Source organism: Rheinheimera sp. (genome assembly GCF_036782235.1).
Taxonomy (GTDB): Bacteria; Pseudomonadota; Gammaproteobacteria; order Enterobacterales; family Alteromonadaceae; genus Pararheinheimera.
In genome coordinates, this window is sequence record NZ_DAIPZL010000002.1 from 84,728 (window position 1) to 109,956 (window position 25,229).

At 50.0% G+C, this 25,229-nt stretch carries 17 protein-coding genes; 13 read left to right on the forward strand and 4 right to left on the reverse strand.

Annotation, left to right across the window (positions count from 1 at the left end; translation table 11 throughout):
- The first annotated feature begins 243 nt into the window (after window positions 1-243).
- Window positions 244-2,397, forward strand: a complete 2,154-nt coding sequence (locus V7P87_RS02630; RefSeq protein ID WP_333796044.1) for a TonB-dependent siderophore receptor — start codon at window positions 244-246, stop codon at window positions 2,395-2,397.
- Between the two features lie 374 nt (window positions 2,398-2,771).
- On the forward strand, window positions 2,772-4,022 hold the full coding sequence (locus V7P87_RS02635) for a DUF819 family protein (RefSeq protein WP_333796045.1): 1,251 nt from the start codon (window positions 2,772-2,774) through the stop codon (window positions 4,020-4,022).
- Between the two features lie 110 nt (window positions 4,023-4,132).
- On the opposite strand, the gene V7P87_RS02640 is transcribed toward V7P87_RS02635, so the two are convergent.
- A complete protein-coding gene (locus tag V7P87_RS02640) occupies window positions 4,133-5,161 on the reverse strand; it encodes a LacI family DNA-binding transcriptional regulator (protein WP_333796046.1) in 1,029 nt (342 codons plus the stop codon).
- A 465-nt stretch (window positions 5,162-5,626) separates the two neighbouring features.
- On the opposite strand from V7P87_RS02640, the gene V7P87_RS02645 reads away from it, so the two are divergent.
- From V7P87_RS02645 to V7P87_RS02660, 4 genes are all read left to right on the forward strand, one after another.
- Window positions 5,627-8,323 (forward strand): TonB-dependent receptor, encoded by a 2,697-nt coding sequence (locus V7P87_RS02645; RefSeq protein ID WP_333796047.1) that lies wholly within the window; start codon window positions 5,627-5,629, stop codon window positions 8,321-8,323.
- A gap of 137 nt (window positions 8,324-8,460) precedes the next feature.
- Window positions 8,461-9,510: a cupin-like domain-containing protein gene (locus V7P87_RS02650; protein ID WP_333796048.1), complete on the forward strand. Its 1,050-nt coding sequence runs from the start codon at window positions 8,461-8,463 to the stop codon at window positions 9,508-9,510.
- 610 nt (window positions 9,511-10,120) lie between these two features.
- Window positions 10,121-10,948, forward strand: a complete 828-nt coding sequence (locus V7P87_RS02655; RefSeq protein WP_333796049.1) for a substrate-binding periplasmic protein — start codon at window positions 10,121-10,123, stop codon at window positions 10,946-10,948.
- On the forward strand, window positions 10,945-11,994 hold the full coding sequence (locus V7P87_RS02660; protein ID WP_333796050.1) for a Gfo/Idh/MocA family protein: 1,050 nt from the start codon (window positions 10,945-10,947) through the stop codon (window positions 11,992-11,994). The genes V7P87_RS02655 and V7P87_RS02660 overlap by 4 nt, the downstream gene beginning before the upstream one ends.
- Window positions 11,995-12,171: 177 nt before the next feature.
- Here V7P87_RS02660 and V7P87_RS02665 read toward each other — a convergent pair whose 3' ends face one another.
- The gene (locus V7P87_RS02665; RefSeq protein ID WP_333796051.1) at window positions 12,172-14,796 is read right to left on the reverse strand and encodes a family 20 glycosylhydrolase; all 2,625 of its coding nucleotides are present in this window, start codon (window positions 14,794-14,796) and stop codon (window positions 12,172-12,174) included.
- Between the two features lie 325 nt (window positions 14,797-15,121).
- On the opposite strand from V7P87_RS02665, the gene nagK reads away from it, so the two are divergent.
- The 5 genes from nagK to V7P87_RS02690 all read left to right on the forward strand — a co-directional run bounded on the left by nagK (window position 15,122) and on the right by V7P87_RS02690 (window position 21,049).
- Window positions 15,122-16,042, forward strand: a complete 921-nt coding sequence (gene nagK / locus V7P87_RS02670) for an N-acetylglucosamine kinase (protein WP_333796052.1) — start codon at window positions 15,122-15,124, stop codon at window positions 16,040-16,042.
- A gap of 69 nt (window positions 16,043-16,111) precedes the next feature.
- Window positions 16,112-17,110 (forward strand): glucosamine-6-phosphate deaminase NagB-II, encoded by a 999-nt coding sequence (gene nagB-II, locus V7P87_RS02675; RefSeq protein WP_333796053.1) that lies wholly within the window; start codon window positions 16,112-16,114, stop codon window positions 17,108-17,110.
- 92 nt (window positions 17,111-17,202) lie between these two features.
- The gene (gene nagA, locus V7P87_RS02680; RefSeq protein WP_333796054.1) at window positions 17,203-18,324 is read left to right on the forward strand and encodes an N-acetylglucosamine-6-phosphate deacetylase; all 1,122 of its coding nucleotides are present in this window, start codon (window positions 17,203-17,205) and stop codon (window positions 18,322-18,324) included.
- A 123-nt stretch (window positions 18,325-18,447) separates the two neighbouring features.
- Entirely contained in the window at window positions 18,448-19,770 is a 1,323-nt protein-coding gene (locus V7P87_RS02685; protein ID WP_333796055.1) for a sugar MFS transporter, read from the forward strand.
- 136 nt (window positions 19,771-19,906) lie between these two features.
- On the forward strand, window positions 19,907-21,049 hold the full coding sequence (locus V7P87_RS02690; RefSeq protein ID WP_333796056.1) for an acyltransferase family protein: 1,143 nt from the start codon (window positions 19,907-19,909) through the stop codon (window positions 21,047-21,049).
- Between the two features lie 61 nt (window positions 21,050-21,110).
- Here V7P87_RS02690 and V7P87_RS02695 read toward each other — a convergent pair whose 3' ends face one another.
- Together V7P87_RS02695 and coaD are read right to left on the reverse strand one after the other, a co-directional pair.
- Window positions 21,111-22,517 (reverse strand): capsule assembly Wzi family protein, encoded by a 1,407-nt coding sequence (locus tag V7P87_RS02695; protein ID WP_333796057.1) that lies wholly within the window; start codon window positions 22,515-22,517, stop codon window positions 21,111-21,113.
- A complete protein-coding gene (gene coaD, locus V7P87_RS02700) occupies window positions 22,514-22,996 on the reverse strand; it encodes a pantetheine-phosphate adenylyltransferase (protein WP_442967918.1) in 483 nt (160 codons plus the stop codon). Before coaD ends, V7P87_RS02695 begins: the two co-directional genes overlap by 4 nt.
- 137 nt (window positions 22,997-23,133) lie before the next feature.
- Here coaD and V7P87_RS02705 point away from each other — a divergent pair, with 137 nt between their 5' ends.
- Window positions 23,134-23,796, forward strand: a complete 663-nt coding sequence (locus V7P87_RS02705) for a TetR/AcrR family transcriptional regulator (protein ID WP_296294704.1) — start codon at window positions 23,134-23,136, stop codon at window positions 23,794-23,796.
- Between the two features lie 235 nt (window positions 23,797-24,031).
- Window positions 24,032-25,228: a glycine C-acetyltransferase gene (locus V7P87_RS02710; protein ID WP_296294699.1), complete on the forward strand. Its 1,197-nt coding sequence runs from the start codon at window positions 24,032-24,034 to the stop codon at window positions 25,226-25,228.
- Window position 25,229 lies beyond the last annotated feature (1 nt).

Consider the following 25,229-nt stretch of genomic DNA (forward strand, 5'->3'; position numbering starts at 1 on the left):
TTGCGGGTATAGCTAAAACCTGGCAACAGTGCCGCTTCTGCCAGGGCTATGGGCGGCACTTTAATGCAAAATAAAATAAAACTCAAACGCATATGAGAGTAATTAGTATTTATATACCTTTGATAGGTAATTATATTGTTTTAATTATCAGCTACTTATGTTGTTGAAGAAAAAAACAGGTTCATTTTTGCTAAAAACGCATGTGATAATAATTCTTATTTGTAACATGCCAAGAGTTAAAAAATGCCCAGACTAAACCAAGTTCCGTCGTTGTTTTTATTGTCACCTTTATTATTCAGCAGCCTGGCCGCAGCTGACACCGCAGTGGACAGCAGCGCTGTTGAGCGGATTGAAGTTACAGGTAGCAGGCTGAGTCAGGGTTATCTGGTGGATGAAAACAGCAGTGCCACCAAACTGGATTTAACGCTGAAAGAAACACCCCAGGCCATCAGTATTATCAGCACTGAGCAGCTGAACGACTTTGCCTTGTCCAATATCAATCTGGCTCTGGATCAGGCCACTGGTGTTAATGTTGAGCGGATAGAAACCGACCGTACTTATTACAAAGCCCGTGGTTTTGATATCACTAATTTTCAGGTGGACGGTTTAGGTTTGCCTTTTACCGGTGGTGGTATTGAAGGTGATTTAGACACCGCCATTTACCAGCAAGTCGAAGTGGTGCGTGGCGCTAATGGCTTAATGTCAGGGGTGGGCAATCCGTCGGCCACTGTCAATATGGTGCGCAAAAGACCGGGACGCGACTTTGCTGCCCAGACACAATTCAGTTATGGCTCCTGGCAAGACCAGCGTCTGGACGCTGATGTGCAGGGGGAACTGGGTGAAGGTTTAGCAGCGCGCGCAGTTGCAGTAAAACAGGATAAAAACTCTTATCTGGACCGTTATTCTCACGACAAAACCTTGGGTTATCTGGTGGTGGATGCCGAGCTTAGCGACAGCACCAGCCTGGTGTTTGGCCACAGCGGCCAGCACAGTGAAGGCAAAGGCGGCATGTGGGGCGCATTAAATCTGTATTATGGCAATGGTGCTGCTATTGAATACAGCCGTTCTGCCAGCACTTCGGCCGACTGGTCTTATTGGCAGGTGAAAGATCACCGCTCTTTTGTCGAACTGCAGCACAAACTCAATAACAACTGGGCTTTAACCGCCAGTTATCAGCTGATGCAAATCGAACAGCAGGGAGATTTGTTTTATGTCTATGTCAGTGCTGCCAACGGGGTAGACCCTGTCACAGGCCTGGGGATGACAGGGTATGGCAGTTTTTATGGCAAAGAAGAACAAACCCAGCTGGGGGATTTGTACCTCAAAGGTAAATTTGCCCTGGCCGGCCGGCAGCATGAACTGGTGGCGGGGCTGAATATCAGCGATCGTCATTACACTGATATTTCCTTATATGACTTCAGCACTGGCGCGGGTTTCCCGGCCATGCCAGCCCCGGCTGCCTGGAATGGCAAAACGGCCAAACCTGTGTTTAAAGATGGTCAAAGTGGCAGTGACGTTGATGCCAGACAGCAGTCTTTGTATAGCGTGGTACGCTGGGACTTAGCCGACAGTTTAAAGCTGATCACAGGTACCCGTTGGATCGATGCCGAAGTGACAGGCCTGTCTTATGGTGTTGATCAGGCAACAGAACAGAACAAAGCCGTGCCTTATGTCGGTGCTGTGTACCAGTTAACACCTCAGATCAGCCTTTATAGCAGCCATACCGCGATTTTCCTGCCGCAAAATGAACGTGATGCCAACCGGCAGTTGCTGGAGCCGGTGCAGGGTAAAACGCTGGAGTTTGGTGTCAAAGCAGATTTGTTTGCCGATAAAGCGTTGTTATCGCTGGCGGTTTTTGACATTAAACAGCAAAACATGGCGGTGTTTGACAAAGATATTGTCGACCCAGTCGCAGGTTTGTTTAAAGCATATAAAACTGCCGAAGAAATCAATAGCAAAGGGGTTGAGCTGGAGCTGGCCGGTGCAGTGACCGAACAATTGCAGCTGTCGGCGTCGCTGGTGCAGCTGAATATTGATGGTGACAAACTGGTGGAAGCTTATACCCCTAAACGCACTTTCAAACTGTCGGCTTTGTATCAGCTAGCACAACTACCAGGCTTGAGGCTGGGTCTGAACTACCGCTGGCAGGACGATATTTCCAGGGTGCAGGGTAAAGTTGCGGCTATTTATGCCAATGCCGGCCAGGACATTGTCACCCGGCAGGACGCTTATGGCCTGCTTGGGTTGATGGCCAGTTATGACATCAACAGCCAGTGGCAAATTCAGCTGAATGCCGACAACCTGACCGACGAAAAATACCTGAACAGTCTGTACTGGGCACAGGCTTATTATGGTGCGCCAGCCAACTACAGGTTAGGTGTCAGTTACCAGTTCTGATCGTTCTTTTTATCACAGCGATCACAGCCACAAGATGCTGTGGTCGCATGCTCTGACTGCGCTATTTTTCAGCAGCTGTTATAAATTCACTGCACTATGTGGCAGTTTTTGTCAAAGTTCGTTGTTTGTTTTGGTGCTTATCGGCAAAAAATGGGCTCTGACCTGCCAAAACTACAGGCCAGCTTTGCCGACGCCAATATCTATGCTAGATTGCGGACAAACGAGAAAAATAGTTCTTGGGTTTCTCTGGCAATCCGGCCGCGAATAAACTGCTGTTACCGACACTTCATGATTATTTTGAGGTTGGTTCTTAAGTTTTCCTGTTGTGCTTGCCTGAAATCTGCATCAACCAATCAGTTCCTGGGGATATTCTGATGTCAGAATCTACCGCTTTAATTACCAACGATGCCGTGGTGCTGGGGTTATTGGCCCTGATCCTCGGTTTTGTGTTTCACACCAGCCACAGCAGCCATCCGGGCTGGCAGAAGTTTTACCGTTATGTGCCTTCTATTCTGTTGTGTTATTTCATTCCGGCGTTATTTAACAGCTTTGGCATTATTGATGGCGAAAAGTCTGAGTTATATAAAATGGCGTCACGCTATTTATTGCCGGTTTGTTTAGTGCTGTTAACTTTAAGTATTGATTTTAAAGCCATTCTTGGTCTTGGCCCTAAGGCGTTGATTCTGTTTTTAACAGGCACAGCAGGTGTGGTGATTGGCGCTCCTATTGCACTCTTTACTGTTGGACAGTTTTTTCCGGAACAACTGGGGGGTGAGGGGGCCAATGCCGCCTGGCGGGGTATGTCGACTGTTGCAGGCAGCTGGATTGGTGGCAGCGCCAACCAGGCTGCGATGAAAGAAGTGTTTGGTGTCGGTGGTGATATTTTTTCAGTAATGATCACGGTTGACGTGCTGGTGGCCAATATCTGGACTGCGGTGTTGTTATGGATGGCGGCCAATGCAGCCCGGCTGGATAAGGCCAATGGTGCCGACACCACGGCTATTGAACATTTAAAACAGAAAATTGAAAAGTATCAGGCGGAAAACTCCAAGAACCCAACCACCAGCGATTTAATGCGCCTGGTGGCCATAGGTTTTGGCGCTGCCGGTCTGTCTCATTTGTTAGCCAACTGGATCGCCCCCTGGATTGGTGAAAATGCGCCAGAGCTTGCCATGTACAGCTTAACCAGCAGCTTTTTCTGGTTAGTGGTTATCGCTACCACCATTGGTTTATTGTTGTCGCTGACCAGAGTGCGCGAGATGGAAGCAGTGGGCGCTTCTAAAGTGGGTTCGGTGTTTATTTATATTCTGGTGGCCACCATTGGTATGCATATGGATGTGACCGCTGTGATGGATTATCCGGTGATGTTCCTGGTTGGTATTGTCTGGATCAGCATCCACGCAGGTTTGTTATTGCTTGTTGCACGACTCATTAAAGCGCCGGTATTTTTTATGGCGGTGGGCAGCCAGGCCAATATTGGTGGTGCAGCTTCGGCTCCTGTGGTGGCGTCAGCCTTTCACCCATCGCTCGCGCCTGTTGGTGTGTTGCTGGCGGTATTAGGTTATGCGCTGGGCACTTATGGTGCTTATATCGCGGCCATGATGATGCAGGCAGTTTCGCCTTAGTAGTGCCGGGTCTTTGGTTCGCAAAACAAAAAGCCCTGATGTAACATCAGGGCTTTTTTTATCTGTGGCATACCGCAGCTTGCAAGGTACAAATCTGCCAATATGCTGACTCAGGCCGGACAGGCAGCAGTAGACTCGCGCACCAGCAGCTCAGGAATAAACACAGGTTGTTCGGCAGAAATGCCCTGTTGCTGGCCCGGGCGACTTCGGCGGAACAATAACTCGGCCGCCTGCATGGCGATGGTACTGTTGGGCTGATGTGCTGTGGTCAGTGGTGGCCAGGTCTGGCGCGAAAAAGGGCTGTTTTCAAAACCAACAATCGACAGTTGCTGTGGAATTTCCACCTGTGACAACCGGGCACTGAATAAAGCACCGGCGGCAATTTCGTCGTTACAGGCAAAAATAGCGGTAGGTTTATGCGGCAGTTCCAGCAGATATTTGGCGCCCTTGACGCCGGATTCAAAAGAATAACTACCTGGCACTATATATTTCGGATTGGGGCTGATGCCCCTTTTGGTTAAAGCGGCTTTAAAACCGGCCAGACGTTCACCACTGGAGCTGTGTTCTTCGTCACCACATAAAAACGCAATCTCGGTATGACCCAATTCCAGCAAATGGTTGGTAATTTTAAAGGCGGCGGTAAAGTCGTCGACTAACACACAGTTGGTCAGTTTAGGCGAAGGGGTAGAGCCTGAAATAATCCGCACAAAATCAACACCAATCCGCTCCAGCGCTTCAGCAATTTCCGGCATTTCTGAAAAAGGGGGGGTTAACACTAAACCAGCCAGCCTGGCGTGCTGCACTAGATCAATCACTTCCTGCACTATATTGGCCGACTTGGCATTGGTGGGGTGGATCAGCAGTTCATAACCGTGTTTACGGCAGGCCTCTAATAAACCTCTTTGCATATCAATGACATAATAAGCGTTTGGGTTGTCGTAGATATAACCGATGCTATAAGAGCGGGTGCCGGCCAGATTACGGGCGGCCGCATTGGGCTGATAATTCAGCTCGGCAATAGCCGCTGATACTTTCTCCTGGGTGGCCTTTTTGACTGAAGGCTCGTTATTCATCACTCTGGATACAGTTTTAATCGAAACGCCGGCCAGCTTGGCAACGTCATTAATAGTTACTTTCATCGCTTTACCCTAAGCTGAATGTGTGGTCTGGTCCCGCATCATTGGCTGAATAGAAAGTTGTTATCAGAGCCAGGGGCCATAAATTTGGTTATAAATGACAGCGGTGGTCAATTTGTAACTGAATTTGAGTAAATGGATACATCGTTTTTGTCTAAACGGCAATTGTTTATTTATCAAAAAATAACCAACCCAGCGCAGTCCCAATGAAGCCAGGTTACTAATTGCTAATCTTACAATAACTTAGCTCTAGTTGTTGCTTTTATCCTGTGCGGCACTGCGGTGAACTGCTGGCAAAATTATTTTCCGGCCTGCTCAGTGCTTGCAAAAATGCGGCTAAAATTTCAGCGAAAGGGGTTTGCAAATCAAAAATTTTTTGTGTATGTTGAATTTTAATGACAACGCTGTCATTGCAGGACAAAAAAATCATCGCACAAGATCAAAAAAAAACAGGAATGGGAGAAGCTCATGTCGCACACTAAAATGAATAAATGTGCATTGGCAGTTAAGCTCGGTTTAGTGGTGGGAGCTGCGGCATTATCAATGCCAGCCCTGGCTCAGCAAGCCGCCGCAAAACCAGCCGGTGCCAAAGAACAACAAGTCGAAGTGATTGAAATTCGTGGTATCCGCGCTTCACAGCAAGCAAACTTAAATGCCAAACGTTTTAGTGACTCTATCGTTGATGTGGTAACGGCAGAAGATATTGGCAAATTCCCTGATAAAAACGTCGCTGAATCGCTGTCACGTATCACTGGTGTGGGTGTGAGCCGTGAGTTTGGTGAAGGTGAAAAAATTACTGTCCGCGGTGCCAGCTCTGCAACCAACCGTACTTTATTAAACGGTCAGACCGTTGCCACTGCTGACTGGTTTATCCTGGACAATCCGGGCCGCAGTTTTAACTACACCATGCTGCCATCGGCGCTGGTACGCGACCTGGAAGTGTACAAATCACCGGAAGCCCGCATTGATGAAGGTTCTATCGGTGGTACCGTTATTCTGAAAACCCGCCGTCCGCTCGATATGGATGCCAACAGCCTGAACCTGTCGATTGAAGGTCAATACTCTGATTTATCAGACAAAACTGACCCGCAATTAGGTGCTATGTATTCCTGGAAAACCGACGACGAGCGTTATGGTGTGCTGGTTTCTGCGCTGAAACAGGACCGCAACCTGGTGCGTGAAGGTTTTGAAGTTCTGTCATGGCCGGTGGGCGCCGATGGTGTGTCTTACCCTGGTTTGATGGGCGTACCACGTTTTGTGCAAAAACGTGAACGTGAAACCGGTTTTGTCTCTTTCCAGGCGCGGCCAACAGATGCGCTGGAAATGACGTTAAACGTGCTGAAATCCAAAGTAGATGCCGACAACCACAACGCCAACTATCTGGTGTGGACAGGTAACGACGTGGTTGCCAATAAAGTGACTAACAAAGCGGTTGTCGACAATGCGCTGCTGGCTGGCAAAGTGGCGGCAGGCCAGATTGGTTACAACTTTATCAACCGGGTGGCGTCAACTGAAACCCAATCTGTCGATCTGGACATCAACTATGATGCCGGCAACTTTAAAGTGCACGGTCAGCTTGGCCGCACCGACGCTGAAGGCGGCACTTTACGCGAAACGTCCTGGGAATATATCAACACTGCTTCAGGCTACGACTTTGATTTAAGGGGTGGTAAGCCAACAGTCAATACCGCGGTCAGCGGTGCTGATGGCAGTAAATTCAGCCCGGGCTGGATCTGGGGTGGTGAAAAACCAACCACAGACGAAGAAACTTATGCTCAGCTTGATTTTGACATTCCGGTGGATGCCGGTGTGTTTAACAGCGTGAAAACCGGCGTGAAGCTGCGTCAGGCCGAGCGCACCCAGGACCGTATTGCCTACAGCTGGCATGGTCCTAATACGTTAAAAGATCCGTCTAAAGCGCCGTCGTGGCCTGTTTATCTGCAATACATCTTTGATCAGTGTTCTGATTTAACCAAATGTGGCCTGACCACAGGTACTGTCAATGTCGATGGTCTGGTCAATGGTTCTCTGGCCAATCAGGTGCTGCATGACCGCCATAGAATGGAAGAAATTGCCTTTGTGGGCCTGAACGGTGTGCCGGCAGATTATGCCCGTTCACGGGTACTGGATGAAAACTGGGCAGTGGAAGAAGATATCACCGCACTTTATGTACAGGGCGATTTTTCCGGTGAAGGTTTCCGCGGCAACATCGGTGTGCGTTATGTAGACACAGCTCAGACTTCAGGCGGCTGGGAACACAGCGGCACCGACTACTGGGGTTTCCATACCCTGGACCGCGCCTGGTTAAAACCAACACTGCTGAACTGGAAAGAAGTGGATAACGACTACAGCGAAGTGCTGCCAAGCATCAACGTGGCCTTTGATTTGTCTGAAGACACTATTATGCGGGTGGGTGCTGCGCGGGTGATGGCGCGTCAGAACTGGAATGATGTTTCTTCATCATCAAGCTATGGTTCACTGAATGTGTCCAACCCAACAGGTGTGGCCAACAACCCAATGTTAAAACCGCAGCTGGTGGATCAGTTTGACCTGAGCTACGAGTGGTACTTTAACCCGTCATCCATTCTGGCAGCCACTTACTTCTTTAAAGATGTGAAGAGTTACCGTGGTTTCAGCACCTTTGTTGACGAGCGTTTCTGGGAGCAGGGCAATACGATGGTGGATGTCACTTTCACCCGTCCTGACAACGGCCCTGGCGGCACGACCAGCGGTATGGAGCTGAGTTATCAGCAAAGTTTTGGTCAGTTTGGTGTGATGGCCAACTACACCTACACCGAAGCTGATCGGGATGAAACCAGAGATATCTTAAAACCAGGTTCTGGTCTGGTGGAAGGCACGTCCAAACATATGGTGAACCTCAGCGGTTATTATGAAGATGACACTTACAGTGCCCGTCTGATGTATAACTTCCGCACCGACTGGTACAAAGGCCTGCACTGGAGTGGTTCTGAGATTTGGAACGACGACTACGGCCAGCTGGACGCCAGTTTTGGTTATAACCTGACTGAAGCTGTAACCTTAACGGCAGAAGCAGTGAACCTGACCAACGAAGAAGTAGTTGAGTTTAACACTGATAAAAACCGTCTGTTCTCGCTGTATCAGAACGGCCGTCGTTATGTGTTAGGTGTGCGGATGGCATTCTAAGCCATCTAAGCTAACCGCTTTATTTAAAAGAGCTTATGCTTCGGTATAAGCTCTTTTTTATTGGCTTTTGACCACTTTTATAAAGCCTGAGTTGGTCACTGACCATCCTCAGCACCGGCTCAGTACAGGATCAAGTTATGCAGCAAATTGCCAGAATAAACACCCAGGCGGCGGATTTTGACTTTGCCAGACTGACAGCACTGGGGCAGCCTGCGGTATTAACCGGCTGGGTTGACCATTTGCCTGCGCTGCAGGCAGCAAAACAAGGCCCGGCTGCACTGGCGCAATATCTGCGTCCTTTGGACAACAACACCGAAATGGACACCCTGCTGCTGGCGGCGGACACCCAGGGCAAAGTGGGGTATGCCGATACCAATTTGCAGCAGTTTAATTTTGAACGGCGCCGTTATCCGGTGTGGGCAGTACTTAAACAACTGCTGCGGCAGATGCAGCAGCCAGATGCGGTGCGTATTGCCTTACAAAGTGCCAGGCTCGACAGTTGTTTACCGGACTTCAGCCGGCAGAACCCAATGCCAGGCCTGTCGCCCGATGTGGTAGGACGGGTCTGGATTGGCAATCAGACTGTGGTGCCGGCGCATTTTGATCACAGCGACAATCTGGCTTGTGTGCTGTCAGGCAGTCGTACTTTTACGCTGTTTCCGCCCGAGCAGGCGGTGAATCTGTATATTGGGCCTTTGCAAAGTGCACCAACAGGGGCGCCGGTCAGTCTGGTGGATATGCTCAACCCTGACTTTGCGCGTTTTCCGCGTTATGCCAAAGCACTGGAAGCGGCGCAGCAAGCCACGCTGGAGCCGGGGGATGTGCTGTTTTTGCCGGCGCTGTGGTGGCACCATGTTCAGGCAAGGACCAGCTTTAATCTGCTGGTGAATTATTGGTGGGGGGGCTCTGTTGGTTCAGCTGCCAAAGCAGTGTCACCTTACAACGCTTTATTACATGCGCTGCTGGCACTGAATGACTGCAGCAGCACAGAGCGTAAGCAGTGGCAGGCGCTGTTTAATTATTTTGTTTTTCATGAAGATGCCGACAATTTTTCGCATATTCCACCCCAAACACCGGCCATTCAGCGTGAATTGAACAGCAAGGATCAGCAGGCGATTTTAACCTGGTTGTTGCAGGAGTTGACCAAACAGGCCGCCTCTGACCAAACCCCCCAACGGCCAGAATAGGTCTGTTTCAAGCGCAAAACAGTTTTAATACAACAGTTTCTTTCGGAACAACAGTGGCAGCAGAACAGCTGTCGGCTGTTATGCCTGAGCTTCGGCTTGCCAGCAGCAAAATTGCGTAAAAAAACTACAAAAAACATAATGACAACGTTGTCATTTGTTGTTAGCATCAATATCGAGGGTGTTGTTGCAGGATGCAATCTGTTATCTGACAGTGCATCTTGTTTGCTCGCGGGAACTGGCGTGCTGGGGCCTGTTGCCGTTCTCCCTGTTGCAGATGATTATTATTGGTAGTTGGTAATAATTATCCACCAGCGCACATGGATGTGATCTGTTATTTGCCAAATCCTTATCCAAGGGTCTTTTACAGGATGCTGTGATCAGCGTCCTGTTTTTTTTATTGGTGTAGCCCGCAGTTTTGCTGCTGTTGTACAAGGGGTAAGGGCGGATCCAGGCTTCAGAGTGATAACTGACTGGTGCCAAGGCTTGTCACTGCATATACTGACAACAAGTGATAGCTTGTATTTTAAAAGGGTACAGCTACGGCCGGAGCGGCTTTATTTGCGCTCATCAGGGCTGGTGTTGTATTGCTGGTAAAGGATCCGGGTAACTGATGCAGTCTTTTTTTCTGATAATGTTGTTATGTTGTTCCGCCTGTGTTGCGGCCACTGAACTGAGGCTGATCAGCAGTGAAAAAATGCCTTACAACTACACCACAGAGCAGCAGTTTATTGGTTTAACTGTGGATGTGGTGAAAGATTTGCTGGCACCAAAACAGCCGGATATTGAAGTGATGCCCTGGCCGCGCGCTTTTGAAATTGCCAGAACCACCCCCAATGTGCTGCTGTTTACCATGGGAAAAACCAAACAGCGGCTGGCGCAGGGTTTTCAATATATTGGCCCGGTTTCAACCCGGCAGCTGGCGTTTTATACCTTGCAGGACGAATTTGCCCATTTAACTAATCTGGCTGAGATACGGCAAAAAAAGCTGGTGATTGTTGGTTTAAGAGGCGGCTGGTTTAGCGAGCAGTTAAGGCAGCAGGGTATAGAAATCCTCGAAGTAGGCGATTATCACCAGGGCGTGCTGATGTTGTTGCGTAACAGGGCTCATCTTTGGGTGTCCACCGATCTGGAAGCGCAGATGCACCTGAAACAGACGGGTGAGGATGCCACACTAAAAATAGCGCTGCGTATGCAATGTGCCGAAAATTACCTGGCGTTATCGCCAGGCTCAGATGCAAAGCTGTACCAGCGGCTGCAACAAGATTATCGGCGCTGGAGTCAGAGCAAAAAACCAGCTGCTATTGCAAAAAAATGGCAGCAGCAGCTGGGTGTCACGCTGAAATTCAGTCAAAAACGTGGTTTTAGCGACAGTGAATTGCAGGCCAGCGATTGCCCGTTACAAACTGAACCGGGCCTATTGCCCCTGAGTACTCAATGACGATGACAAATCAGATAACCAGCTGCAACAAAGAACCGCAGCTGACGGCCAGTGCAGACCGGCCACTGCGCTGGGGCATTATTGGTTGTGGTGCTGTGACTGAAGTTAAAAGTGGCCCAGCTTACCAACAAACAGCGGGTTTTGTGCTGCAGGCCGTGATGCGCCGTGATGCAGCCAAAGCCGAAGATTATGCCCGCCGCCATCAGGTACCGCTTTGGTTTAGCGATGCCGACTTATTGATCAACCACCCCGACGTGGACGCTGTTTATATTGCCACGCCCCCCGACAGTCATTTGTTTTATGCGCTCAAAGTGGCCGCTGCCAGCAAAATTTGTTGTGTGGAAAAGCCGATGGCGCTCAATAGCGCAGAATGTGCACAAATGAATGCTGCTTTTGCCAAGGCAGGTAAACCTTTGTTTGTCGCTTATTACCGCCGCTCTTTACCACGGTTTTTGCAGGTCAAAGCCTGGTTGCAGCAGGGCGCTATTGGTGAAGTGCGGCATTTACACTGGAGTTTCAGCCGGCCGCCCAATGCGGCAGATGTGGCAGGACAAGCCAACTGGCGGACAGATCCTGCTAAAGCTGGTGGAGGCTATTTTGTTGACTTAGCCAGTCATGGTCTGGATTTATTTGCGTTTTTGCTGGGCGATCTGATTGATGTGAAAGGCATCAGTCTGAATCAGCAAGGCTTGTATCAGGCCGAAGATGCAGTGACCGCTTGCTGGCGTTTTGCCAAAGCAACAGGTGTGGCCGCTACAGGTTCTGGTTATTGGAATTTTGCCGCTTTTGAACGTACAGACAAAGTGGAGATTATCGGGAGCCAGGGCCGTATTGAGTTTTCGGTGTTTGCCGAAGCGCCGCTGGTACTGAGCACTGCCGCAGGGCGCACTGAAACATTTATCGACAATCCGGCCCATATTCAGCTGTATCATGTGGCCAATATGGCGCGTCAGCTCAGTCTGGGTGAACCGCATCCGTCCAGCGGTGAAACGGCCATGCGGGCTACTCGGGTGATGGAACAGATTTTACACAATAGCCCGTATTAACAACCGCCACTTAAGCAGCTGAAAGGCCAGTGCAATCCGATGGTACAAAAAGCCTCAGGCAGCAAGAGATCCGAAGCAAGTTTTTAGCAACAACAGAGTAGAAAAAATGCCAGCAGCAAAGCCCGCTTTTGCTGCTGCCATTGGTTTGATCTGTTGCCGTTCTGCTCACGGCCGCACTTATTCAGTTTCAGTAACTCTGCTGACTTTGCCGCTGGCAGATTTAGTGCGCAGTTGTACTTTGCCCTTTGTTAGGCTCTGAGTTGTTAAACCCTGAGTGGTAACCCTTACCCCTTCGCTATTGGCCGGGTAGGGCAGCCAGCTTTGGCCCTGATCCAGACTGTATTCAATGGCAAGGCCGGGATAAGCCACATTGGCCAGCAGCAGATCGCCGTCGAGCTTCGCGCCAGGTGGTGGCAGATAATAAGCCACACCTGCTTTATCCAGTTTGGGCAGCTCGCGCATCGCCATCACAGTTGCAAATTGTTGCCAGTCGCTGTCGCGGCGTTTTTGCTCGGCTTTTTTGCCTTCCCAGCTGGCCTGGTGCCAGGCGCGTTCGGCCAGTGGCAATAATCTGGGGTAAATCATCTGCTCCAGCTGCTCGCTGGTGCGCACTGTTTCCGACCAAAGCTGACCTTGCATACCCATAATATTTTCCGGTTTTTGTAATGTCGGTAAAGCACGGCCGAGCAAAGTTTCCAGATCCTCAATAGGCTGGCCGGCGCGGGTGCGGTCGGCATTGGCGTATAAATCATCAGGCGCATAAGCAAAAACCCGGGCGGCATCTGTGTAGCGGGTGGCCCAATAATAACCCCGCTCCTCTGGGTGGGCTTCATGCGGATGGTCAAAATACAGATGGGTGCCGTGTGATAACACCACCTGATATCCGGCATTGGCCAGACGATAAGCTCTGTCACCGACACCCCATTCCCAGATATTGTCCCAAACGTTGGCAATCACTGTTTTATTGGCAAATAAAGCGCGGTTAAAAGGGTTGATCGGGTCGTACATCAGACCATCTTCCCAGCCGGCTAAAGCCAGCTGCCGCTGCTGCAAAATAGCGGCAACCCGGCCAACAAAATAAGGTTTTAAATCGGCAACACCAGCGACACCTGGCACAGCTTTGGCAATCAGCGCCTGACAGGCCGGTGAACCTTGCCAGCTACCAGCGCCCACTTCGTCACCGCCCATATGATAAGTCGACAAAGTCAAACCTGCTTCACGGTACATTTGCGACAGCTCGTACACCACTTTATCAATAAAAGCATAACTGGAGTCGAGACAGACATTCACTGAGTTGTCGTTGTAGTTTTGTACTGTCAGATAACTGGATTTGTCGGCCAGATCCGACAGCAGATATTGCCGTGCTGCCGCTTCATCTCCTTGTTTTTTCAGGCGATGATAACGCGCTTCCATGGCTTTGACCGCAGCTCTGGCATGGCCTGGCATATCAATTTCCGGGATCACTTCAATATGGCGTGCTGCAGCAAACTTCAGAATTTCAATAAAGTCCTGTTTGCTGTAATAACCGTTGCCGGAGCCAGAGCGGTGTGGCCCTGTGCCCAGCTGGGTTAATAAACAACGTTGTTCGGTTAAATCAAAACAGCGGTGCGCGCCAATGTCGGTGAGTTCCGGCAGACCCGGAATTTCCAGCCGCCAGCCTTCATCTTCGGTCAGATGAAGATGCAGTTTATTCAGCTTATACCGTGCCATTTGTTCAATCAGCCTTAATGTCACCGCCTTGCCGTGGAAATTACGCGCCATGTCGTAGTGCATGCCACGCCAGGCAAAGCGCGGGCTGTCGCTGGCCGTGAGCTGCGGCAGTTGGTATTTTTGTCCGTTGATGCTGGCCGGCAACAAGCTGAGTAACGACTGAACGCCATAAAAAGTACCGGCATTGTCGTGGCCGCGAATGAGGATGCTGTTGTCGCTGATCTGCAGCTGATAACCCTCAGCGCTTGCCACTTTGGCGTCCACCAACAACACGATTTTTTGTTGCAGTTGTTCGTTTACCCCAGCCTGGCTGGTCAGCGCCAGGCCTTTGTCTGAAAGCTGTTGTTGTAAATAACCGGCTTCGCCGGCCAGCCGGCCCTGATACACAATTTGCCACTGGCTATTGAGTTCAGTGCGACCACGCTGATAACTCACCTGACGCGGGCTTGGCAGAATTTTGTCCTGCAGCGCCTGAGTGTCAACAGAACCGGCGTTTACCACCAGGTTTTGCTGATAACGGCTGGTTGCATTGGCAATAGGGTGCAGATCCGGCTCAGGCTGCTGGTAACGCAACAACTGTTCCGGCCTTTGTAAAGGTGCAACAAAACGGCTTAGCTCTTCGGTATTGGTATTGGCAAAAATTTCCGGTTTGAGCGATGAGGCAACAATAAATGCCCTGGGCATAAAGTCGGTATAACTCACCATATGCGCATTGCCACTGTATTGAATTTGCACGGTTTTACCCGGCTGTAGGCCGGCAAAATTGTGGGTGGCGCTCAGGCGGTGTAAATCCCCTTGCACATGTTCGAGCTGCAAACCAAATTGTTCGGCAGCGCTTAGTTTGCGGATTGAGTGCAGGTAAATTTGCCAGTTGCCGGGGCCGGCGCCAAGGGGCAGTTGCGATAAATTGCTGAGTTTGAGCCTGCCTGTGGTGCCGGTGTTGCTGACAAAGTTGCTGACCACGGCAAATTCAAGCCGGCTTTGGTTGGCAAAGCTGTGTAGCTCTGTTTGGTGCTGAAAGTTTGCCGCCGCCAGTGGTGGGCAGGCCGATAACAGCAGCAAAGTTGCCAGACGTCTCAGCTTGATATTCATTGGACTTCCCCTGTGACAATGGCCGGTCTGTAGTGCCGGCTGTGATTTTCTTTATGTTCGCGCTGGCTAGATCACAACAATGCGCCAATTTGTAATTCTAAGCTACTGAATTTAGTTAGTTATTTGTTCGTGCCCGTTGTTTTGTGACAAATTTCAGTTTGATTTTTAAACAAGGGTCTTGTTATTTGTCAAAATTATTATATGCTGAAGCTGAAAAATGACAACGCTGTCAATTTGCTTAATGTACATTTTTTCAACATTAAAATGCAAGCAAAAACACCGGCAGCACAGGGGCAACCCTGCATGACGTAACGAGGTTGGGCGGATGACAATAAGTTCAGGGCAGCAGGGGCCATTGTATCTTGGCATTGATGGTGGCGGCAGCAAGTGCCGGGTGGTGATCGTCAATGCTGATAATCAGCTGCTGGGCGAAGGCCTGGGCGGGCCGGCCAATCCGCTGCGGGGGATGAAAATCGCCACTGATTCTATTTTAACGGCCACCCAACAAGCGCTGACCGCTGCCGGCATGACCTTTAACGATATGTCGCATCTGATTGCAGGTGCTGGTTTGGCCGGTGTCAATATGCCGCAATATTTCCGGTTATTTTCCGAGTGGAAACATCCATTTGCGGCTTTTTATCTGACCACGGATTTACATATTGCCTGTATCGGCGCCCATAACGGCGGTGATGGTGCTGTGATTATTGCCGGCACCGGCTCTTGTGGCCTGGCCGATGTGAAAGGCCGCTTGCTGGATATTGGTGGTCATGGTTTTCCTTATGGCGACAACGGCAGTGGTGCCTGGTTTGGCATGCAGCTGGTGCATCATGTGTTGTTGCAGCAGGATGGGCTGGAACCCTCCACTTTATTGTCCAGCCTGTTGTGTCAGGAGCTGGGCGTGACCAGCACCCTGGACATCGTCAGTCACTTTATGCACGCCACCCCCACTGTGTACGCTAAGTATGCCCCCTTGGTGTTTAGCGCGGCAGAGCAGGGAGATGCCACGGCCCTTGGCATAGTGGCGCAGGGCGCTGCTTTTATTAATCAAATTGCGCTGAAGTTATTTGAGCTGTCACCCCCACGTTTTTCGATGATAGGCGGCCTGGCTTATAAGCTGGTGCCCTATCTTGACAACAAAGTGCAGCAGGCACTGACACCAGCGCTGGCTGCGCCTGAATATGGCGCCGTCTGGTTTGCCAGACAGCAACAAGCTTTATTGACTGCCGCTGTGGCGGCACAGCGCTAAACAAGAGTCCTAAAACAGAGCCCTAAACCAGCATCCTAAACAGAATCCTGAAACAGAAGTGAGTAGCAGATGAACAGTACCATTATGGCGCAGGAAGCCGCCGAAGCCCCACAACGTATCCGTGAACAGCTGGCCGCCAACAGCAGCACCATTGCCGCTATAGTGCAGCAAATTGGCAAGCGCGCGCCAAAATATGTTTATATGGTGGGCCGCGGTTCGTCCGATCACGCCGGGGTTTTTGCCAAGTATCTGATTGAAATTGAACTGGGTTTACCAGTAGTCGCTGCTGCACCTTCTATTGCCAGTGTGTATCACAAACAGCTGCAATTACAGGACGCCCTGGTGCTGGTGATTTCGCAGTCGGGCCGAAGCCCGGATATTCTGGCACAGCTTGCCATGGCCAAAGCGGCCGGCGCTTATGTGGTGGCTTTGGTCAACGACACCAGCTCACCACTGGCCGACCAAGCCGATGCTGTGGTGCCACTGTTTGTAGGGCCGGAAAAAGCGGTCGCAGCAACAAAAAGTTATCTGGCTACCTTAAGCGCTTTATTACAGCTGGTGGCGCAGTGGTCGGCGCAGCCGCAGTTACTGGCGGCGGTGGAATCTTTACCGGCCTTATTGGAACAAGCCCAACAATTACCGGCGCAGTTAACGCCGGAGTCTGTGGCGACTGTAAAACATGGTGTGGTGCTGGGCCGTGGCCCGGGTTATGCCATAGCCCGTGAAATAGCGTTAAAACTGAAGGAAGTGTGTGGCATTCATGCTGAAGCTTTTTCCAGTGCCGAGTTTTTGCATGGGCCTGTGACTTTAGTCAAAGACCAGTTTGCCATTATTGATGTGTCTGTTGCTGACGAAGCGCTGGCAGCCCATCAAACCCAGGTGTCGGAAGTGCAAAGCCGTGGTGCTGCTGTGGTGCAGTTAAATCACGGTGCTTTAACTTCACATCCCAGAGTATTGCCGCTTCTGGTATTACAACGTTTTTATCTGGATGTGGAAGCAGTGGCGCGTAGCCGTGGGGTGAATCCTGATGCACCTCCAGGCCTGAATAAAGTCACCAAAACAGTGTGATTTTTTTAAAACAGCAATTTGCGAAGTTTAAAAACAGAGATATATGGCAGTCATCATCTGACTGCTCTGGCTCAGCAGCAGGTAGGTAACAAGTGACAATACAACATCTGGCGGTAGCAAAGCTGTTTGACGGTGAACACTGGTGGCACAATGTGCAGGTCAGTTTTGAACAAGGCACTATCAGCCAGATTGTTGCTGCTGATGCAGCCGCCGTATTACCGCTGACCTTAGCGCCCGGTTTTATTGATATACAGGTAAACGGCGGCGGTGGTGCTTTATTTAACACTGCCCCTACTTTAACAACACTTCGCACCATGGTGCGCGCCCATGCCGGTTTTGGCAGCACAGCTTTATTGCCAACTGTTATCACCGACTCAGTTGCTGTGATGCAACAGGCCGCTGATGTAATAGCCGCTGCCATTGCCGCCAAAGAGCCAGGTGTGTTGGGGGTACATTTTGAAGGGCCACATTTGTCGCTGCCAAAAAAAGGCGTACATCCACAGCAGCATATCCGGCCTTTGTCTGAAGCAGAACTTGCGATTTATCGGCGAACTGACCTTGGCGTCAAGCTGGTGACTGTTGCGCCGGAAAATATCAGCACCGCACAAATCCGCCAGTTGGTAGAGCTTGATGTACTGGTGTTTTTGGGGCATTCCAATGCCGACGCGGCCACTGTCAATGCGGCTTTAGCGGCCGGTGCCTGTGGTTTTACCCATTTATATAACGCCATGTCACCGCTCACCTCCCGTGAACCCGGTATGGTCGGTGCTGCATTGGCAAGTGTTGACGCCTGGTGTGGCATTATTCTCGATGGGCATCATGTACATCCGCTGGCGGCCAAGCTGGCGCTGGCGGCTAAACCCCGGGGTAAGTTACTGCTGGTCACAGATGCGATGTCGCCTGTGGGCACCACAGACACTGAGTTTGCCTTTTTTGACGGCAAAGTGTTCCGTGATGGCAATAAACTCACCATTAAAACCGGCCAGCTGGCAGGTTCAGTGCTGGATATGGCGGCGGCTGTGCACTATGCCGTCACTGAGCTTGGGGTAGCGCAGGGCGAAGCGCTGCGGATGGCGTCTTTGTATCCGGCGCAGTGTATTGGGAAAGCACAGCAAATGGGGCGTATTGCACCGGGTTACCGTGCCGATCTGGTGTTGCTGGATGAACAAGGTAAAGTACAGCAATGCTGGATTTCAGGCCAGGCGCAGCTATAAGCTGTTGGTGTCTTCAGGATGAAATTTTTTAAATATCAAAAGCATAAACAACATTAACAACAAAAAGTCCGGCACCTGCAAAGGCGACCGGATCTCTGACCGCAACAAACAACAGAGGTAGATATGGAAATGGCGATAAACAAAGTGCAGGGCCGAAGCACAGTGTTGCCGATGCTGATCATCGGGACTTTATTTTTTGTGTTTGGCTTTGTCACCTGGCTAAACGGCTCTTTGATCCCCTTTTTAAAAATAGTCTGTGATCTCAACGAGTTTCAGGCGCTGTTAGTGACCTTCGCTTTTTATATCGCTTATGTGGTGATGGCCATTCCGATGTCGATGGTGCTGAACCGTATTGGTTATAAAAATGGCATGGTGGCTGGTTTAGGTATTATGGCGCTTGGCGCAGTGCTTTTTATCCCGGCAGCACAAAGCAGCTATTACGCTTTGTTTTTAATCGCTTTGTTCACCTTAGGCACAGGCCTGACTATTCTGCAAACGGCCTCTAACCCTTATATCGTTTGTATTGGCCCCCGTGAAAGTGCCGCTATGCGCATCAGTTGTATGGGTTTGGTGAATAAAGGCGCTGGCATTGTGGTGCCTGTGGTATTTACCGCATTAATTTTAACCGGCATGGACCAGTTTACCCCTGAAGCTTTGGCTGCTCTCACCGCCGAAGAAAAAGCCAGCCGTATTGCTGAGTTATCGAATCGTCTGGTGCAACCTTATATTTACATGACTGCCGCTTTAGTGGCCTTAATGGCTTTTGTAAAATTCTCTCCGCTGCCGGAGCCTGATCTGGAAGAAGCCATGATTGGTGACGTGAAAACCCAACCTCAAACCTCAGTGTTGCAATTTCCGCAGCTGGTGCTGGGCGTTGTCGCCTTGTTCTTTTATGTGGGTGTTGAAGTGATTGCCGGTGACACCATAGGTTTATATGGCCAGAACCTGCAGGTGGCTAATTTTGGTACTTTAACCTCTTATACCATGGCTTTTATGGTGTTGGGTTATCTGGTCGGTGTCAGCTGCATTCCAAAATATCTGTCACAGGCGCGAGCTTTACAGGGTTCGGCCATTTTTGGTTTGTTGTTCACTTTAGGTGTGATGTTTGGCTCCAGCGACAGTCATGCCATAGCAGAGCTGTTATTTGGCTGGACTGGTATTCCAACGGTGCCTGACACAGTGCTATATCTCGCCATGTTAGGTTTTGCCAATGCGTTGGTGTGGCCAGCGGTGTGGCCGCTGGCGCTGGATGGTTTAGGTAAATTTACCGCCACAGCCTCTGCTTTACTTATTATGGGCATTGCTGGTGGGGCGCTGTTGCCGCTGGTCTATGGTTATTTTGCCCATAGTTCAGGCGACAGCCAGCTGGCGTATTGGGTGATGTTGCCCTGTTATGCCTTTATTCTGTTTTATGCCTTTAAGGGCCATAAAATCCGCCAGTGGTAACATCTTTGTCTGCACAAGAACGCCAGTGTTTCCACTGGCGTTGTTGTATTAAACGCAGACCGTTCTGGCGCTGCTTTGTTAACGCCAGCTTTGTTAAAACCAGCTTTAGCCTCATGTTTATAAAAGAGAAGATTTGATGGCCCCCACACGTTTTATTGCGCTGGATGCACTACGCGGTTTTATTCTGGCGCTGATGATTTTGGTCAATACACCAGGCTCCTGGTCGGCGGTGTATAGCCCGTTGTTACATGCTAAATGGCATGGTTTTACTTTTGCTGATCTGGTGTTCCCGGGCTTTTTATTTGTGGTGGGCGCAGCGATGTTTTTTGCGCTGAAAAACCAGCAGTGGGACACCGCTTCAGTACAAAAAGTGCTGCGCCGTACCTTGCTGATGTTTGTGCTGGGCCTTGGCCTGAATTTTTTATGGACACCGGATTTGAGTCAAATGCGGCTGATGGGGGTATTGCAGCGGATCGCCCTTTGTTATGGTATGGCGGCTTTATTGGTGCTGGCGTTAAAACCTTTTTTTACGGGCGCTCAGCAGCAGTATGGCATCCCCTTATTGTCGACTTTGCTGCTAGGGTTTTATTGGTGCGTATTGCAGCTCGGCAGCGAGCCTTATAGCTTGTCAGGCAATATTGCCGGTGTGATTGACCGTGCTGTATTGGGTGAACACAGGTTATATCAGGGTTTTGGCATGCCCTTTGACCCTGAAGGTTTGCTCAGCACTTTAGGCGCTGTGGTCAATGTATTGCTGGGGTATTGGGTGGCGGCAGAGCTCAGTCAACGCCAGCCCAAAGCCGGCATGTGGTGGTTACTGGCCGTTGGTGCACTGATGTTGGTATTGTCTCAGTTAGCAGCGTCATTCTGGCCGGTGAATAAAGCCTTATGGACTGGCAGTTATGTGCTGCAAAGCACGGGATTGTTGTTGTGGCTGTTGGCGCTGATGGTCTGGCTGGTGGATATCCGCTGTTATCGGGCAATTTGCGAACCACTGCGGGTTTATGGTTCTAACCCCTTGTTTATTTACATTTTGTCCTGGTGCTGGACAGTACTGCTCAGCAAAGTGCTGGTTTGGCAGGTGGTAGGTGCTGGAAGTGAAGCCGGTACTGGGAGCATCGGCAGTACGGAAATGTCAGCTTACCAGTGGTTGTATCAGCTACTGCAAAGCGGCTTTGCCGATAAACCGGCGTCTTTGTTATTTGCGTTATTGCATGTTGGTTTTTTCTGGCTGATATCTTATGTTTTGTACCGTCGGCAGATTTTTATCAAAATCTAAAACATAAAAAGGCGCTTTTAAGCGCCTTTTTGTTTGGTTTGCCAGGTGTTAGCAGCGCTAATTAATACCGGTATTCCCAGCTGGCGGCAACACTCAGGCTTTTTTTCAGCTCTGGGCGCAGCGGCGACTTTTGCAAAAAACGGCTTTGTAACTGCAATAAACCGCTGAACAAAGGTCTTTGATGTTGCAGTTTGAACTGCCAGCTGCTGTCGCTTTGAAGGCCCTGATAATAGCTGGCATAAGCCAGTTGTGCCGACCAGTTCTGGCCGTCCGGCAACTGATATACATAACCTGAGCTCAGCACTTTGGCGTCCGCGCCATAACCACTGCCAATAATACGGCCATAACGGCGGTAACCTTCAGGATACCAATGCCCCTGATAAGCGCAGTGACCAGGCGCCAGGCTGTCTTCACATTGCAGATAACTGTCGCTGTATTCCAGATTCAGGCTGTGCAGCGCCTGTGCTTCACCCCAAAAAGTGCGGACTCCATAAAGTTGCAGCGCTTTATCCGGCAAGCCCGAGCTGTTGTCATCATCAGCAATTTCAGCGTACAAGGTCAGCGGCAAACTAAAAGCATTGAAATGATAACTCAAATCCAGAGCCGCTCTTTGATCGGCCTGAATTTCGTCTCTTCGATCGTAACTAATCAGATCCCACATAGTGCTGAATGAGTTGCTTTGGCCTTCGCCACCCCATTGCACAGTGCGGCTGACCCCAAGCTCCAGCGCGCTGATGGGACGCACAGTGGCGCGGCCACCCCAATATTTTACATTGGCAATACTGCTATTGTGCTGACCGCGGCCAACAAAGGTGCTGATACTCCAGGGGCCAAGCCAGTTCAGCCAGGGGCGCTGGTCGGCACGCCAGCTATGGCGGCTTAACCGCACTGAAGGCAAAGGGCGGGCGTTATTACTGAGTAATAAACTGCTTTGCTGGCCTGGGCCCCACCACTGCGAGTTTTGATCAAAAGACAACACCCAGTTGCCCATAATAGCCGCCAGGTAACTGCCGTCATACACAGTATCTTGTTCCTGACTGCCCTCTTCGGTACGGCGTTGGCTCACCTGCAGCCGGCCGGCCCAGCGGTCGTCCTGATATTCACTGAAAAATGTGGCAGCGGCTTTTTCAAAATAATCTTCGCCAAAATTTTGTGCAGGGCTCGCGGCAGAATTGAGCTTCAGTTTCAGTCCGCTGCTTTGTTTAGCTTTATTGCTGGCAAGTGCGGCACTGAGGTGCAGTGCTGCGAACCTAAGCTCCGGGCTTAACGCATTGATATCCAGCTGATTTAAATCAATAGCGATATTTTTCCACATAATAGGGTAGGTATTCACCGGCCCTGTCAGTACGCCGGCCTGGGCCAGCGTTTGCAAACTCTGGCGCAGGCTGTTATCGGACGTATCCAGCCAGGGTGTGGCACTGGCAGTGCCGGATAAAGCCAGAGCACAAGCAACAACAAGTTTTTTCATGGTTGTAATTTGGCCTTTAACGCGACATCAACATGGGCTGGCACAAAACGCGACACATCGCCGCCATGTTTGGCCACTTCTTTGACCAGAGTGGACGAGATAAACATATTTTTTTCTGAAGGGGTCATAAACAAACTGTCCAGATCCGGGTTGAGCTGGCGGTTCATGCTGGCCAGCTGAAACTCATATTCAAAATCAGCGACAGCCCGCACCCCTCTTAATAAAATTTGTGCCTGATGGTCTTTGGCAAACTGCGCCAATAAACCGGAAAAACCCAGCACTTTGACGTTGGGATAAGCTTTAAAGGCTTCTTCGGCAAGCGCTACCCGCTCCGCCAAACTAAACATTGGCTGTTTGCTTGGGTTGGCGGCCACGGCCAGAATCACTTCATCAAACAACCTGGAGGCGCGGATCACTAAATCGGCATGGCCATTGGTCAGTGGATCAAAAGTGCCCGGGTAAATCGCTTTTGTCTTCATCAGATGAGTTCGATCCTATGGCTGGGAGCTGTTGCCTGTGACTTGCTGTGATTGCCAGCAGGCTGCGACTAGAGTTTTTCATCGGTTTGGCGTTACTATATCAAAATAATTCCAAAAAAAATAAGCCCATGCCGGTTATGGACAAGAAGCTACGCACCAAAGATAAAATTCTGCAGGCCAGTATTGAACTGTTTAATCAACAGGGCGAACGGCAGGTCACCACCAATCATATTGCGGCTCATCTTGGCATCAGCCCGGGTAATTTGTATTACCATTTCAGGAACAAAGAAGACATAGTGCGGCATATTTTTAAAGAATATGCCAAGTTGCTCGACAGCAGATTACAACCGCCGAGCCGGCCTTCCGAAGCTTTAGATGCTTTGGCACAGTATCTGGATGTGGTGTTTGAACTGATGTGGCGTTTTCACTTTTTTTACGCCAACTTACCGGACATTTTAAGCCGCGACGATGCGCTGCAGCAGGATTATTTGCTGGTGCAAAAAGGCGTGCTGAATAAAGTGATTTCGGTATTAACAGCGCTGAAAAATGCCGATGTGATTGCCATTGATGACGCTGATGTGCCCAATTTTGCCCATACCATCAAGCTGGTGGTGACTTTCTGGATCAGTTATTTAAAAACCCAGGCGCCGCATGCAGCTATTGATCAGCAACAGGCCTATCAGGGCGTATTAAAAATTCTGTTGTTATTTAAACCTTATGCCACAGCCCAGGCCATGCCGCGGATTGATAAGTTGCAGGCCCATTATCAGCAGCTGGCGGGGCAACCTTTGCTGGCCTGAGAGTGTTAGCCAGATAGGGGACACTTCAGGTTTGGCAGGTAATGGCAAACCTGAAGCTCGGTGTTTTTCCCGTTTTTCCATCCAGACTTCCGCTTTTCTTTGCAGCAGCTTTGCCTGCTGCTCCGACCTTTGACAAAAATTCAGCATTGTCTGAAATAAAGGCAGCAAAACAATGCTTTCACTATTACAATGGCGGCGTTTTTTCTGACAGCCTCAACCCCCTACAGGAGGGCTTATGCGAACGACCTCTTTCCTTACCCATATCCAACAACAAATTGATGATGTAAAAAACGAAGGTTTATACAAAGCCGAACGTATTATTACCTCACAGCAATTTTCAGACGTCACAGTTGGCGGCCAGCAGGTTTTAAACTTCTGTGCAAACAACTACTTAGGTTTAGCCAACTCTAAAGAGCTGATTGAAGCAGCCCAGCATGGTCTCGACAGCCATGGTTTTGGCGTGGCTTCAGTACGTTTTATCTGCGGTACCCAGGACATTCACAAACAACTCGAAGCGAAAATCAGTGAATTTTTAGGCACCGAAGATACCATTCTTTACTCCAGCTGCTTTGACGCCAACGGTGGTTTATTTGAAACCATTTTAGGTGCTGAAGATGCGGTGATTTCTGATGCGCTGAACCACGCTTCTATTATTGATGGTGTGCGTTTATGTAAAGCCAAACGCTACCGTTATGCCAATAACGATATGGCCGAATTAGAAGCGCAGCTCAAACAAGCCGATGCCGATGGTGCCCGTTATAAGTTAATTGCCACCGACGGTGTATTTTCAATGGACGGTGTTATTGCCGACTTAAAATCCATTTGTGATTTAGCCGACAAATACAACGCTATTGTGATGGTGGACGACAGCCATGCCGTTGGTTTTGTTGGTAAAAAAGGCCGCGGCACCCACGAGTATTGCAACGTGTTAGACCGCGTTGACATTATCACCGGTACTTTAGGCAAAGCTTTGGGCGGCGCTTCAGGTGGTTACACCTCAGGTAAAAAAGAAGTGATTGAATGGCTGCGTCAACGCTCACGGCCGTATTTATTCTCCAACAGTCTGGCACCTTCTATTGTCACTGCTTCGATTAAAGTGCTGGATATGCTGGCGCAAGGTGACGAACTGCGCGCTAAGCTGTGGGATAACGCAGCTTATTTCCGCGAAAAAATGTCGGCAGCGGGCTTTACCCTGGCCGGTAAAGACCACGCCATTATTCCGGTGATGTTGGGCGATGCCAAAGTGGCGTCAGAGTTTGCCCGCCGTATGCTGGAACAAGGCATTTATGTGGTGGGGTTCTCTTTCCCTGTGGTGCCCAAAGGTCAGGCGCGTATTCGCACCCAGATTTCGGCAGCACACAGCAAAGCGCAGCTGGATAAAGCCATCGATGCTTTTATCCGTATTGGTAAAGATATGGGCGTGATTTCCTGAG

Excerpts from the sequence above, each read along its gene's own strand:
- V7P87_RS02660 (WP_333796050.1), top strand. The coding sequence starts at position 10,945 with ATGACGATGACAAATCAGATAACCAGCTGCAACAAAGAACCGCAGCTG.
- V7P87_RS02645 (WP_333796047.1), top strand. The coding sequence starts at position 5,627 with ATGTCGCACACTAAAATGAATAAATGTGCATTGGCAGTTAAGCTCGGT.
- coaD (WP_442967918.1), bottom strand. The coding sequence starts at position 22,996 with ATGAAGACAAAAGCGATTTACCCGGGCACTTTTGATCCACTGACCAAT.
- V7P87_RS02655 (WP_333796049.1), top strand. The coding sequence starts at position 10,121 with ATGCAGTCTTTTTTTCTGATAATGTTGTTATGTTGTTCCGCCTGTGTT.
- V7P87_RS02710 (WP_296294699.1), top strand. The coding sequence starts at position 24,032 with ATGCGAACGACCTCTTTCCTTACCCATATCCAACAACAAATTGATGAT.
- V7P87_RS02695 (WP_333796057.1), bottom strand. The coding sequence starts at position 22,517 with ATGAAAAAACTTGTTGTTGCTTGTGCTCTGGCTTTATCCGGCACTGCC.
- V7P87_RS02640 (WP_333796046.1), bottom strand. The coding sequence starts at position 5,161 with ATGAAAGTAACTATTAATGACGTTGCCAAGCTGGCCGGCGTTTCGATT.
- V7P87_RS02665 (WP_333796051.1), bottom strand. The coding sequence starts at position 14,796 with ATGAATATCAAGCTGAGACGTCTGGCAACTTTGCTGCTGTTATCGGCC.
- V7P87_RS02635 (WP_333796045.1), top strand. The coding sequence starts at position 2,772 with ATGTCAGAATCTACCGCTTTAATTACCAACGATGCCGTGGTGCTGGGG.
- V7P87_RS02705 (WP_296294704.1), top strand. The coding sequence starts at position 23,134 with ATGGACAAGAAGCTACGCACCAAAGATAAAATTCTGCAGGCCAGTATT.
- V7P87_RS02690 (WP_333796056.1), top strand. The coding sequence starts at position 19,907 with ATGGCCCCCACACGTTTTATTGCGCTGGATGCACTACGCGGTTTTATT.
- V7P87_RS02650 (WP_333796048.1), top strand. The coding sequence starts at position 8,461 with ATGCAGCAAATTGCCAGAATAAACACCCAGGCGGCGGATTTTGACTTT.
- nagB-II (WP_333796053.1), top strand. The coding sequence starts at position 16,112 with ATGAACAGTACCATTATGGCGCAGGAAGCCGCCGAAGCCCCACAACGT.
- V7P87_RS02685 (WP_333796055.1), top strand. The coding sequence starts at position 18,448 with ATGGAAATGGCGATAAACAAAGTGCAGGGCCGAAGCACAGTGTTGCCG.
- V7P87_RS02630 (WP_333796044.1), top strand. The coding sequence starts at position 244 with ATGCCCAGACTAAACCAAGTTCCGTCGTTGTTTTTATTGTCACCTTTA.
- nagK (WP_333796052.1), top strand. The coding sequence starts at position 15,122 with ATGACAATAAGTTCAGGGCAGCAGGGGCCATTGTATCTTGGCATTGAT.